This is a genomic window from Acidovorax sp. FW305-C-20-28, from assembly GCF_058783375.1.
The window spans coordinates 183,644-195,741 of sequence record NZ_JBYSYM010000002.1 but is presented as its reverse complement, the minus strand read 5'-3'; the positions used below and the strand labels follow the sequence as shown (position 1 = coordinate 195,741).

The window sequence follows — 12,098 nt, the reverse complement described above, 5'->3', positions numbered from 1 at the left end:
GGTGTCAGCCGGCCTGGAGTTCCAGCCGGTAGCCAAACCCCCGGATCGAGCGCAGGGCCACGCCATGCGGCTCCAGCTTGCCGCGCAGGCGCGAGACATACACCTCGACCGCATTGGGGGTGATTTCCTTGTCCCAGCCGGTGAGCGCCTGCAGCAGCTTGTCCTTGCTGGCGGGCTTGGGGGCGTTGATGAGCAGGTACTCGAGCACCGTCCACTCGCGCGGGCCGAGCTCGATCACCTGCTCGCTGCCATCGGCACGCACGCTGGCGCGCCGCCCGGCGGTGTCCAGTTCCAGCGGGCCGAAGCTCAGGACGGCCGTGGTGGCGGCCTGCGAGCGGCGCAGCAGGGCGCGCAGGCGCGCCAGCAGCTCAGGCAGCTCGAAGGGCTTGACCATGTAATCGTCGGCCCCCAGGTCCAGACCCTGCACCCGGTCATGCAGGGCGTCGCGCGCGGTCAGGATCAGCACCGGCATCGAGGGACTGGCCATGTCGGGGCGGCGCAGGCGGCGCGTGAGCTCCAGGCCGTCCATGGCCGGCAGGCCGATGTCGATGATGGCGGCGTCGAAAGACTCCACGCGCAGCACCTCTTCGGCACGCTCGCCGCTGCCGACCCAGTCCACCGCGTAGCCCGCATCGGACAGGCCGAGCTTGATGCCGCTGGCGACCATGACATCGTCCTCGACGAGCAGCAGTCTCATGCGGCGCTCCGAACGTTCAATGGCTGCGGATCATGGTGCCGTAGGCCTGATCGGTCAGGATTTCCAGCAGCATGGCATGCGGCACGCGGCCGTCGATGATGTGCACGGCATGCACGCCGGCCTTGGCAGCGTCCAGTGCACCCGAGATCTTGGGCAGCATGCCGCCGGAGATGGTGCCGTCGGCAAACAGGGCGTCGATCTCGCGCGCGGTGAGGTCGGTGAGCAGTTGGCCCTGCTTGTCCAGTACGCCGGGCGTATTGGTCAGCAGCATGAGTTTTTCGGCCTGCAGCACCGTGGCCAGCTTGCTGGCCACCACGTCGGCGTTGATGTTGTAGCTCTCGTTGTTCTCGCCAAAGCCGATGGGACTGATCACGGGGATGAAGGCATCGTCCTGCAGCGCCTTGACCACGCTCGGGTCGATGGACAGGATATCGCCCACCTGGCCCACGTCGTGCTCGATGCTCGGGTCCTTGTTGTCCACCAGCTTGAGCTTTTGCGCGCGGATCATGCCGCCATCGCGCCCCGTGAGGCCGACAGCCTTGCCGCCGGCCTGGTTGATCAGGCCCACGATGTCCTGCTGCACCTCGCCGGCGAGCACCCACTCCACCACTTCCATGGTTTCGGCGTCGGTCACGCGCATGCCCTGCACGAACTCGCCCTTCTTGCCCAGGCGGTTCAGGGCCGTCTCGATCTGCGGGCCACCGCCGTGCACCACCACGGGATTCATGCCTACGAGCTTGAGCAGCACCACGTCTTCGGCAAAGTCGGCCTGCAGGGCCGGGTCGGTCATGGCGTTGCCGCCGTACTTGATGACCATGGTCTTGCCATGGAACTTGCGGATGTAAGGCAGCGCCTGGGCCAGGATTTCAGCCTTGTCGCGGGGTGCAATCGAGAGAAGATCGGTCATGGGGGCGTGCCGTCAAGAGAAAACGATGATGCGCAAATTGTGCCGCATTCGCGGGCCGGTCTTGCATGCAGTACCCGTGCATTCCGTTATCCATTGCACGACCCAACACCCACAGCCGCAAAAAACTGGCGCGCCCCATACCAGTGCTCCCGCGCAAGGGCCGCCCCGCCGCGCTGGGAGCGTCCCCCTGGGGGGATGGCGCCGCAGGCGACTCAGGGGGGATTCACCGCCTCAACCAGTCCGGCACCTTGAACCGCACGATGGCCAGGTAGGCCACCACGTAGCTGATGACGAACAGCCAGCAAAAGCCCATCAGCACCAGGGTGTTGTTCCAGAACAGAATGGCCGGCACCACGGTGAGCAGGGTGAAGCCCCAGAGGTAGGGCGAGGTGCGGTTGTTGCGCATGAGCACGCGGCGCGACTCGTCGTCGTGGAATACGCCGCGCACGATGCGCCGGTAGATCAACTGGTGGAAATGCAGGGCATCGGCCACGCCGGGCGAGACCCCGCGCACGGCCTTGCGGTAGATCGAGAACACGGTCTCCCAGACCGGGTAGATCAGGAGCAGCATGGGGAACCAGGGAGAGACATCGGCATTGCGCTGTACCAGGGAGATGCTGGCCAGGGCAATGACGACGCCCCATACATAGGCCCCGCCATCCCCCGCAAAGAGCATGCCCCGCGGGTAGTTCCAGACCAGAAACCCGCCCGTGGCCGCCGCCGTGGTGACCAACAAGGCCGCAAGTGAGCGGTCACCCACCTGCAATGCCACGTGCGCCAGTGCGAGGCAGACGATGATGGCGACCATGCCGGCCAGGCCGTTGTAGCCGTCGATGATGTTGAAGGCGTGGGGCAAGCCGGCCACGGCCAGCACCACGATGGCCAGACCCAGCCATGGGCAGACCGACAGCAGCATGTCGAACCAGGGCAGACCGAGCCGGGGGACCGAAAGATCCAGGAGAAAGATGGCCAGGAGCCCCGAAGCGCCGGTCAGCGCCAGACGGTAGCGCACAGCCAGCCGCTGGGTCATGTCCTCGGCGATGCCGCCCAGCACCGCAGGCAGCAGCACCAGCAGCCAGCTGCCGACCCACCAGCCCAGCCGCAGCGACCCGGGGTCGCCCAGAAAGGACTGCAGGATGCCCAGACCCCAGGCGCAGGCCAGGCCCAGCAGCAGGGCGGCGCCTCCGAGGCGGGGCACATCGCCCATGTGAAAGCGCTGCGGCATGCCGTTTCCGTAGGCGGACGCGTGTCCCCGCACCCAGCGTACGACGAACCCCGCAGCCATCGCCGCCACCAGAAAACCCACCACGGACAACCAAATCATGAGGCGCCAATCGTAACTGCAGGGCCTGTATCGGCAAGTAACCTCATGTACCCCTGCGTGCGGCTGGTCACACAAATGGCGCCAAGCCGCGATGACACGAATGCATCTCGATTGCATCCGGACGCCCGACGGCCCGCCGAGCCCCCCTGCACTGGAGGCCCCTCGGAGCGGGACACGGCGGCGAAGTGCGTCCGACTCAAAGGGCCAGCCAGGCGTTGATCTCGGACACGCTGGCTGCGCGCTCATCCCCGGCCAGCGATTGCAGGCGCAGACGGGAGGCCACATAGGTATAGCGCGCTTGCGCCAGGTCGCGCAGAGCGGTCGTCTTTTGCTGCTCGGCGTTCAGCACGTCCAGCGTGGTGCGGGCACCGGCCTTGAACGACATCTGGTTGGACAGCACCGCCTGCTCGGCCGAGCGCACAGCCTGCTCCAGGGCACTGATGCGCAGCACGCCCTCGGTCATGCCGCGGAACTCGCGGTGCACCCGCACACTGAGGTCCAGGCGCGCGGCCTCCAGCAGCTCGCGCGCCCGCTCGGCACTGGCGACGGCCTGGCGCACGGTGGAGTTGACGTAGCCGCCAGCGTAGATGGGAATGGTCAGCTGCAGGCCGATGGACTTGTTGTCATAGCGCGAGTTGACACTGGTCACACTGTCACTGCTGTTGCGCGACCACTGCGCGACCGCGTCGAGCGTGGGCTTGTGCCCCGCCTTGGCTTTGTCGATCTCGAAGGTCGCAGCCTCCAGCCGGGCCCGCAAGGCCTTCACATCCGGGCTGGCCTGCTCGGCCCGGGCAATCCAGTCGTCCAAGAGGCTGGGCGTGGGGGCTCCTGGCGTGAAACGCGCCAGATCCAGGCGGGCGAGCGTTCCCACCGGCTGGCCGGTGATGGTTTCGAGCTTGCGGCGGGTGAACTCCACATTCTGCTGCACCTCCAGCTCCTGGGCACGGGTCATGTCCAGCCGCGCCTGGGCTTCGTCGATATCGGTGCGGGTGCCGCTGCCCGCCGCAAAGCCCTTCTTGGCTGCATCGAGCTGGGTGGTGTAGGTGCTCTTTTGCGCGCTGATGAGCGCCAGCTGCTCCTCGGCCAGCAGCGCCTCGAAGTAGGCTTCGCCGACACGCACCACAAGGTTTTGCTCCGCACTTTCGAGCGTGGCGTCTGCATCCTTCACCGTGGCCTCGGCCTGCTTGACCAGTGCACCGATGAAGGGACGGTACAGCGGCTGGCGAATGGTGAGCGCTTGGTTGCCGCTGTAGTATTTGTTCTCCGTGGTGACCGGTTGACCCAGGATGTTCTGGGTTTCACTGGTGAGGTCGTTCTTGTTGCGCCCCGCAGAAATGGAAATGTTGGGCAAGCGCTGCGCCTGCGCCTGTGGCAATTGCTCGCGGTTGGCATCGGCGGTGGCGCGCGACGAACGGATGGTTGCGTCGTTGGCCAGGGCGGCCTCGTAGGCCTGGCGCAGGTCGATGGACCACGCTGGCGCGGCCATCAGCAGCCCGGCGACTGCGGCGGCCAGGCAGCCCAGGCGGGCCGAGGGCCCTCTCCGGCTGCGGCCCGCAGGCAGGGAGGCATGTCGTTGGAAGGTCATGGCTTTACTCCTCGGTCATGGATGCCGCCAGCCGCTTGGTCAACGGATGCAGCAGGTAGGTCAGCATGGAGCGCTCGCCCGTCTTGAAGATCACCTCCACCGGCATGCCGGGCTGCAGTTGGCGCTTGCCCAGCTTCTTCATGCCTTCCGGCGTCACCTGGATGCGCGCAAGGTAGTAGCTGACGTTGGTTTGCGGCTCCACCAGCAGGTCTGCAGAGATCGATGCCACCTTGCCATCCACGACCAACTGGGGGGAATGGGCAAACGAAGAAAAGCGCACATCCACAGGCAGGCTGGAATGCACCCGGTCGATCAGGTGCGGGGGCACATGCGCCTCCAGCAGCAGCGAGGCATCCTTGGGCACGATGTCCATGAGCTTCTGTCCGGGCGCGATCACGCCGCCCACCGTCTGGATGGCGAGACCCACCACCTGGCCGGCCGCCGGCGCCTTGATCTCCGTCCGCCCGAGGTCATCGGTGACGGCGTGCAGCTTCTCGTTGTCCGACAGCACCTCGCGGCTGACGTCGGCCAGATTGCTTTCGACTTCCTTTCGGTACTCCTGCTGGCGCGACATCGCACGCTGGCGCAGCTCGCCAATGGTGCGGCGGGCGCGGATGGTATTGCCCTGCAGATCGGCGATCCCCGTCGTGGAGTCCGCCACCATGCGCTCCATCTCCAGTTGGCGGTTGCGCGGCGCATAGCCCTCCTTGACGAGACCGCGCAGGTTGCCCAGTTCCTCATTGAGCAGCGACAACTGGCTCTTGCGGCTGGCCAGCATGCCGTCATAGGCCTGCAGCAACCCTTCCTGCCCCTGGATGCTTTCCTCGATGGATTGCAGGTCGGAGCGCAGCAGGCTGCGCCGGGTCTGGAAGAGCTGTTCCTGGTTCTGCATCTGCTGGCGGATCAGCGGATCCGATGCCGCCGCCTGGAGATCGGCGTGGAAGCTGATGCTGGCCAGGTTGCCCTGTTCAGCCAGCAGGCGCCCCTGCATGGCGCGCAGGCCCAGGTAGCGCTGGCGCACCGACTCGTAGTTGGCCCGGGACATCGCCGAGTCGAGACGGATCAGCAACTGGCCTTCCTGCACCTCGTCGCCCTCGCGCACCAGCACCTCCTTGACGATGCCACCGCTGAGGTGCTGCACCGCCTTGCGCTTGGTATCGATGGCCACAATGCCTGCAGCCGGAACCCCTTCGTCCAGCGGTGCCAGCGAGGCCCACAACAGGAAGCCTCCGAAACCGATGGCGAGCGCCCACAGCCCCATGCGTCCAGCGCGGCCCGAATCGGCGGTGGAGGGCAGCGCGAGGGCATCGTTGCCGTCGAGCGCGGGATCCGGCTTCTTATTCAAAGGAAACAATGATTTGACCATGTCAGTACCCGACAGAAAAAGGCATCAATAAAACGAAGTCCACCCTGTACCGGCTCATGCCGGCAAGGGCTGCAGGCCACCGGTGGGCGCTGCGGGCGGCGCAGACTGCGCTGCCGCAGCGGCATGCCCGGCGCGCAAGGCGTCCAGCACGGCGTCGCGCGGGCCATCAGCCACCACCGCACCGTCCTGAAGGACCAGCAGGCGGTCTGCAACGGCCAGAATGCCCGGCCGGTGGGTGATCAAAAACACGGTGCAGCCCTTGGACTTGAGCCCCAGCACGGCGCGCACGAGAGCCGCTTCACCCACATCGTCCAGATTGGCGTTGGGCTCATCGAGCACCACCATCACCGGATCGCCATACATCGCGCGGGCCAGGCCCACACGCTGGCGCTGCCCTCCGGACAGCAGGTTCCCCGCTTCACCGATGGGGGTGTCGTAACCCTTGGGAAAGCGCAGGATCATTTCGTGCAGACCTGCACTGCGCGCCGCAGCGATGACCTTCTCCGGATCCACCTCGCCGAACCGCGCAATGTTCTCGGCGATGGAGCCTTCGAACAACTCGATATCCTGTGGCAGGTAGCCCAGATAGGGCCCCAACTCCATCCGATCCCAGCCCTCCATGGGCAGGCCATCGAGCAGGACTTCGCCGGAGGCTCCAGGCCAAATGCCCATCAGACAGCGCGCCAGCGTGGACTTGCCCGAACCCGAGGGGCCGAGGACGACGGTCACGGTCCCGGCAGAGGCCGCCGTGCTCACACCTTTGAGGATGGGCGTGGGACGACCAGGGGCCGTTGCCACCAGATCGCGCACGAGGACATCGCCCTTGGGCGCCACGCGGGACAGCGACGCGTCCCGCTCCGGATGCAGGCGCAACAGGTCTTCCAGACGCTCGAACGCGCTGCGCGCCCCGATGAAGCTGCGCCACGTGCCGACCAGCATGTCGATGGGTGCCAGTGCACGCCCCATGAGCACGTTGGCGGCAATCATGCCCCCCGGCGAGAGCTGGCCGTCGATCACCAGCAGGGCGCCTATGCCCAGCGCAAGCGACTGCTGGCTGTAGCGGATGAACTTGCTCCAGGAACCGATGCGGTGCGTGAGCGCTTGCGCGCGGCCATGCAGCTCCAGAGCCGTGCCGTGGCGCTTGGCCCAATGGGGGCGCAGGTTGTGGACCATGCCCATGGATTCCAGCGCTTCCGCGTTGCGCAGCTTGCTTTGCAGGTACGCGCCCGACTCTGCCGTGGCCTTGGAAGCCGCCTCTGCGGGGGCCACCGTCTGTCGGTGGCCGAACCAGGCCAGAGCCCCCTGGAACGCCGCAAACACCAGCGCTGCATAGCCCAGCACGGGGTGCAGGAAGAACAGCACCGCCAGATAGATGGGTGCCCATGGAATGTCGAAGAACGCCAGAATGCCGTTGCCCGTGACGAACTGGCGAACCTGGATCAGGTCGGAGAAGGCCCGCGCCACCGACGCGCCGGTCTGGCTCAACCGCGCTTCGAAGCTGGCATTGAAGACACGGGTGCTGAGCACTCCGTCGAGCCGCTGCCCTGCATGCACCAGCACGCGGGAGCGCATCCACTCGGAGAACGCCATCACGACGAACAGGAACAAGGTGATGAGCGACATCACCATCAAGGTCAGTTCGCTGCGGCTGGACATGACGCGGTCAAACACCTGCAGCATGTACATCGTGGGCGCCAGCATGAGCACATTGGCTACCATGCTGAAGATACCGACCACGACGAACTCCCGACGGAAGGACCACAGGGCTTCAGTGAGTTCGCTGCGGTGGAAAAAACCAGTTTTCTTCATGAGGGGACTCGGTGGATATCAGGATGCAGCCAGGGCCGGGGCCGAACCCTGCGGCGCTGTCTGCGGGCCTTGTTGCGCCTGGGCTTGGGCCTGCGCCTGCGCCTGCTGCGCAGCCTGGTTCAGGGCTGCGATGACCTCATCGCGCGGTCCGAAGACCTGCTGGATCCCATCCCGCAGCACCAGCATCTTGTCGGCCACGGCCAGCACACTGGTGCGGTGGGTCATGATGACGAAGGTGGTGCCCCGCTGCTTGGCAGCCAGGATGGCCTGGGCCAGAGCCGCATCACCTTGTTCGTCCAGGCTGGAATTGGGTTCGTCCAGCACCACGAACACGGGATCGTCGTACAGCGCACGCGCCAATCCCACCCGCTGGCGCTGCCCGCCGGACAGCCGGGCCCCATCCGCCCCCACAGGGTTGTCGTAGCCATGCGGCAGCGACAGGATGAACTCATGCAGGCCAACCGCACGTGCCGCAGCCTCCACCTTGGCCATGTCGACCTTGCCAAAGCGGGCGATGTTCTCGGCCAAAGTGCCCTCGAACAGCTCCACCCCCTGGGGCAGATAACCCATGTAGGGGCCCAGCTCAGCCTTGTTCCAGGTGTAGACGTCGGCACCATCGAGGCGTACCTTGCCCCCGGCTGCAGGCCACAGGCCCACCAGCAGACGGGCCAGGGTGGTCTTGCCCGAGGCCGACGGCCCCACGACCACCAGCACCTCACCGGGGTTCAATGCAAAGGCGACGCCCCGCAGGATATGGGCGGGATTGCCGGGAGCCGATGCGATCAGTTGCTCGACCTGCAGCGCTCCACGGGGAGCCGGCAATGCCATGGTCGGTGCCGTTGCAGGCAGCGCCGTCAACAGCTGGTCCAGCCGCATCCAGGCATCCCGCACGTTCACGACCGTCTGCCACTGCGTCACGACCTGGACCAGGGGGGCCAGCATGCGCCCGCCCAGGATGGAGGCAACGATCATCATCCCTGCGCCACCATTGAGTTGGTTGCGCAGAAGCAGCCAGGCCCCGAGCCCCAGGAGCAGCGAGCTCAGGGTGTTCTGCACGAACTTGGAGATCGCCTGGAAACCGCCGGCGCGCTCGGACGCGAGTGCCTGCAGACGCAGGAAATCACGCTGCTTGTTCTGCCAGCGCTTGTGGGTATCGCGCAGCATGCCCATGGACTCGATCACCTCGGCATTGCGCAGGGCGCCGTCGGCATACTGCTGCGCGGCGATCGAACTGCCGTTGGCCTGCATCAGCGGCGGCTTGGTGGCGCGCTCGTTGAACCAGGCCACAATGACCTGCAGCACCCCGAAGACAAGCGCTGTCCAGCCCAGCAACGGGCTGATCATGAACAAAAGCACCATCATCACCAGCGCGATGGGCGCCTCCATCACCGCCAGCAGCGCTGGTGAGTACAGAAAGTCACGCACCATCCGGAAATCATTGAAGGGCTGCTGCGACCCTCCGGGCAGGCGCTTGAGACTGGCTTCGAAGATCACACCAAAGACGCGTCCGCTCATGCGATGGTCGAGCTCCACGCTGGCCGAACGCATCACCTCGCTGCGCGCCCACTCCAGCACCTCCATGAGCACATAGGCGCCCATCACCAGCAAGGTGAGCATGACGAGGGTCAGGTGGTTGCGCGTGTTCACCACCCGGTCGTAGACCTCCAGCATGTACACGGACGGCGCCAGCACCAGCAGGCTGGAGAACAAGCTGAACCAACTGGAGCGGACAAAGAAAGGTCGCAGCGAGGAAATCGCTTCACGCAGCTCAGAAGAAGGGAGGTTGGGTTTCATACTGTCTCGTGGACCATGATGTATTCGGGGATCTCGCCATCGGGCATGGACAGATCTGGCGCAGGCGCGGCGCCATCGGTCTCGCTGCCCAGCAAAAAGGACAATTCATAGACGCCATCGGCCCGCTGCGACAGGACGATCTCGCGCAGCTTGCGCTCGTGAAAGCTCGCCTCGTCTTCCGGGCGCAGGGCCAGCTGAAAGCGCATGCGCCCGTCCAGCGTGAACATGGACAATTGCCCGCCCTTGACGCTCAAGGTGTGGCGATCAAAGTACACCGGGCAGGTGTCTGCGAATTGGAGCAGGGGCAGCGGCTTGTCCCCCAGCCGCGCAAGATTGAAGGGGCTGGCAGGGTGCTGAAAGATCAGGCGCCCCGTGCGAGACACCGAATAGATGGCGTTGCACACCATCTGCGAGCCCATTTCGGGAAACTGCTCACGCAACTGGCGGTAGGTAAGGTGGTGCAGTGCCACCCGGTTCCACACCCGCGTCTGCTGCACCACCGGCGCGAGCGCATTGCAGACATTGGCAAACCCGGTCTGCAATGCGCGCAGCCGCCCCACCTGCTCGGGTGTGGCATTGAGCGGAATGCGCAGGAGAGAATTCATATAGGAAACGGAGTGTACCAGTTCCTATATGAATTTTTTGACACCCCACTCGGGCACCGCCTTCCCGGAGTGACCCGAATCACAGGCAACGGAAGATGCACGCCCGGGCAGGGCCGCCGAGGGCAGGAGAAACCCTTCGTCAGGGCCTTCGGGGCCCGGCGTGGTCAGACGTAGTCAAGCCCCCGCGCGCCCAGCCCCACCAGGTCGATATGGGCGGCATTGATATCCAGGTTGGCTACCGCCACCGTGAAAGACGCACTGGTATAGGCGCCCGATCGGATCAATCCGGCCAGGGATTGCACTGTGGCGGCATCTGCGGAGCCCCCCACCACGTTCCCGTACAGCAGCGCCACCACCTGCTCCGGCGTTGCAGATGCGCCCAGCACCGCATTCAGTCCCAACTGCGCCAGTTGCAACTGCGACGCGCCCGAGTCCACCACGCCCAGCACCGCCCCCACCAGCTCCCGGCTGGCCAGCCCGGCAGGGCCGACCAGCGCCCCCAGCAGGCGCGCTGCCGTTCCCGCAGCGCCATCGAGGTCCAGCGCCACGGAGCGGTCCGAAAAGCGAACGCGCTCGATCTGCAGCAAGGTATCGGTGCCATCGCGCCCGGCGGTGCCGTCCACCAGCTGCCAGCCCCCGTCCTTGCGGGTGAGCGAATACCCGCCCCGCGCACCGTGGGCCACAAGGGTGTCCACCCCGCCCGCACCATTGAACGTCTCATTGGCCTGCGTGCTGGTGAATACATCGGGCCCCGCCGTGCCCACGGGCTGGCTGGAAAATGTCAGCGTCGGGCCGTTCGTGGAATTCATGCCCCACGTGCCGCCCAGACCATCCCGCCCATAGATCCAGTCCAGAGCCAGCAGATCGTAGGCCTGGAACGTCGTCTTGTAGGGACCGGCACGCGTGTACGACATCACGGTGTTGTTGGTGTTGTCCTGCGATGCGGGCAGTGGCCGCGCGGAGTCGAACGGGTGCGCCAGCCCCAATGCATGCCCTACCTCGTGCAGAAGCACCTCGTAACCGGCACCACCCGCCGTCGGCTGGTTGTTGATGCCGGCATGCTCCACGTTGTCCAGGTAGACCACCGATTCGGCATTGAGCTGGGTCAGCGTCTGGCTGCCGTTGTAGCTGTAGTTGTAGAAGGTGGAGGCCAGCCCGGCCGTCGATGCCCCCGGGATGTTGGTGGCGACGAAATGCAGATCCGCCTGGGCAGAACTGCCCACCTCGGTGAAGGTGATGCCCGTGACCGCCGCCGCATGCTGCAGTATCTGCCGCGTGGCCTGCTGCTGCGCGGCGTTGAATGCAGTGATCGGGCGCCCCGCATCGGATGCGGCCACGCTGCCGGGGCTGGCATCGAAGGTGTAGTACAGCACCTTGCGGCCATCGGGAAAGAAGTTCCACGGCGAGGGGTTGTCCAGCAGGGCGTCGGCCTGCGGGTTGCCGGAGTACACGATGCGCTGGAGATCGGAAACGGTGGCCATGGTCGGGCTTTCCTTTCAGTCAGCCACATTCCTTCCAGACCCTCCAGCCTGCCAAGAGCAGGCCACCAACAAAAGGGGGCAGAGAAAGAGTCCGGCTGCAGGACACAGAAGTGCCGCACCACTGTATCACCGGTGCCCGCGCACCGCCGCTATGGAAAACCAATGGTCGCCCTCGCAGCGGCCTACTCTGTCACCCGACCGCATGAGCCCAGCGCTCCAAAAGCAAACGCCGCCCGCCCGCAATGCGGGCCGGCGGCGTGGGCATGGTGCGCAGCGGCTTATTTGCCTGCGGGCTTGTCGGCAGCGGCCTTGTCCTGTGGCGGGGCAGCCTTGCGCAGCAGCGCTTCCAGGTCATTGCGCATCTTGTCGGCATCAAGACCGGCGGGGATTGGCGTGGGGGTTTGGTTCGGTGTGTTCATGCCCTTACGTTATCACCGGCGCTTCAGCCAAGGTCCATTAACCCTGCAATGTCTCTGTTAAACGGGAGGCCGGGTCCCTGCCTGGCTCAGTCGCAGCGCACCCCGGATTCC

The 12,098-nt window shown here is 65.7% G+C and carries 10 protein-coding genes; all 10 read right to left on the bottom strand.

Going from position 1 to position 12,098, the window contains the following annotated elements:
- Positions 1-4: 4 nt before the first annotated feature.
- Entirely contained in the window at positions 5-697 is a 693-nt protein-coding gene (locus AC3WOH_RS04215) for a response regulator transcription factor (RefSeq protein WP_184858658.1), read from the bottom strand.
- Between the two features lie 16 nt (positions 698-713).
- On the bottom strand, positions 714-1,604 hold the full coding sequence (gene argB / locus AC3WOH_RS04210; protein WP_492228151.1) for an acetylglutamate kinase: 891 nt from the start codon (positions 1,602-1,604) through the stop codon (positions 714-716).
- A gap of 223 nt (positions 1,605-1,827) precedes the next feature.
- Positions 1,828-2,928, bottom strand: coding sequence for an MraY family glycosyltransferase (locus tag AC3WOH_RS04205; protein ID WP_184858662.1), 1,101 nt, complete (start codon positions 2,926-2,928; stop codon positions 1,828-1,830).
- Between the two features lie 196 nt (positions 2,929-3,124).
- Positions 3,125-4,513: a TolC family outer membrane protein gene (locus tag AC3WOH_RS04200; RefSeq protein WP_492228150.1), complete on the bottom strand. Its 1,389-nt coding sequence runs from the start codon at positions 4,511-4,513 to the stop codon at positions 3,125-3,127.
- A gap of 4 nt (positions 4,514-4,517) precedes the next feature.
- Entirely contained in the window at positions 4,518-5,879 is a 1,362-nt protein-coding gene (locus AC3WOH_RS04195; RefSeq protein ID WP_492228149.1) for an HlyD family type I secretion periplasmic adaptor subunit, read from the bottom strand.
- Positions 5,880-5,933: 54 nt separating this feature from the next.
- Positions 5,934-7,688, bottom strand: a complete 1,755-nt coding sequence (locus AC3WOH_RS04190) for a type I secretion system permease/ATPase (protein WP_492228148.1) — start codon at positions 7,686-7,688, stop codon at positions 5,934-5,936.
- An 18-nt stretch (positions 7,689-7,706) separates the two neighbouring features.
- Complete coding sequence (locus AC3WOH_RS04185; RefSeq protein WP_492228147.1) at positions 7,707-9,482, bottom strand: type I secretion system permease/ATPase; 1,776 nt, start codon at positions 9,480-9,482, stop codon at positions 7,707-7,709.
- A complete protein-coding gene (locus AC3WOH_RS04180; protein WP_492228146.1) occupies positions 9,479-10,087 on the bottom strand; it encodes a hypothetical protein in 609 nt (202 codons plus the stop codon). Before AC3WOH_RS04180 ends, AC3WOH_RS04185 begins: the two co-directional genes overlap by 4 nt.
- 164 nt (positions 10,088-10,251) lie before the next feature.
- Entirely contained in the window at positions 10,252-11,568 is a 1,317-nt protein-coding gene (locus AC3WOH_RS04175; RefSeq protein WP_492228145.1) for a M12 family metallo-peptidase, read from the bottom strand.
- A 278-nt stretch (positions 11,569-11,846) separates the two neighbouring features.
- The gene (locus AC3WOH_RS04170) at positions 11,847-11,987 is read right to left on the bottom strand and encodes a hypothetical protein (protein ID WP_492228144.1); all 141 of its coding nucleotides are present in this window, start codon (positions 11,985-11,987) and stop codon (positions 11,847-11,849) included.
- Positions 11,988-12,098 lie beyond the last annotated feature (111 nt).

Excerpts from the sequence above, each read along its gene's own strand:
- AC3WOH_RS04190 (WP_492228148.1), bottom strand. The coding sequence starts at position 7,688 with ATGAAGAAAACTGGTTTTTTCCACCGCAGCGAACTCACTGAAGCCCTG.
- AC3WOH_RS04170 (WP_492228144.1), bottom strand. The coding sequence starts at position 11,987 with ATGAACACACCGAACCAAACCCCCACGCCAATCCCCGCCGGTCTTGAT.
- AC3WOH_RS04185 (WP_492228147.1), bottom strand. The coding sequence starts at position 9,482 with ATGAAACCCAACCTCCCTTCTTCTGAGCTGCGTGAAGCGATTTCCTCG.
- AC3WOH_RS04205 (WP_184858662.1), bottom strand. The coding sequence starts at position 2,928 with ATGATTTGGTTGTCCGTGGTGGGTTTTCTGGTGGCGGCGATGGCTGCG.
- AC3WOH_RS04215 (WP_184858658.1), bottom strand. The coding sequence starts at position 697 with ATGAGACTGCTGCTCGTCGAGGACGATGTCATGGTCGCCAGCGGCATC.
- AC3WOH_RS04195 (WP_492228149.1), bottom strand. The coding sequence starts at position 5,879 with ATGGTCAAATCATTGTTTCCTTTGAATAAGAAGCCGGATCCCGCGCTC.
- AC3WOH_RS04175 (WP_492228145.1), bottom strand. The coding sequence starts at position 11,568 with ATGGCCACCGTTTCCGATCTCCAGCGCATCGTGTACTCCGGCAACCCG.
- argB (WP_492228151.1), bottom strand. The coding sequence starts at position 1,604 with ATGACCGATCTTCTCTCGATTGCACCCCGCGACAAGGCTGAAATCCTG.
- AC3WOH_RS04200 (WP_492228150.1), bottom strand. The coding sequence starts at position 4,513 with ATGACCTTCCAACGACATGCCTCCCTGCCTGCGGGCCGCAGCCGGAGA.
- AC3WOH_RS04180 (WP_492228146.1), bottom strand. The coding sequence starts at position 10,087 with ATGAATTCTCTCCTGCGCATTCCGCTCAATGCCACACCCGAGCAGGTG.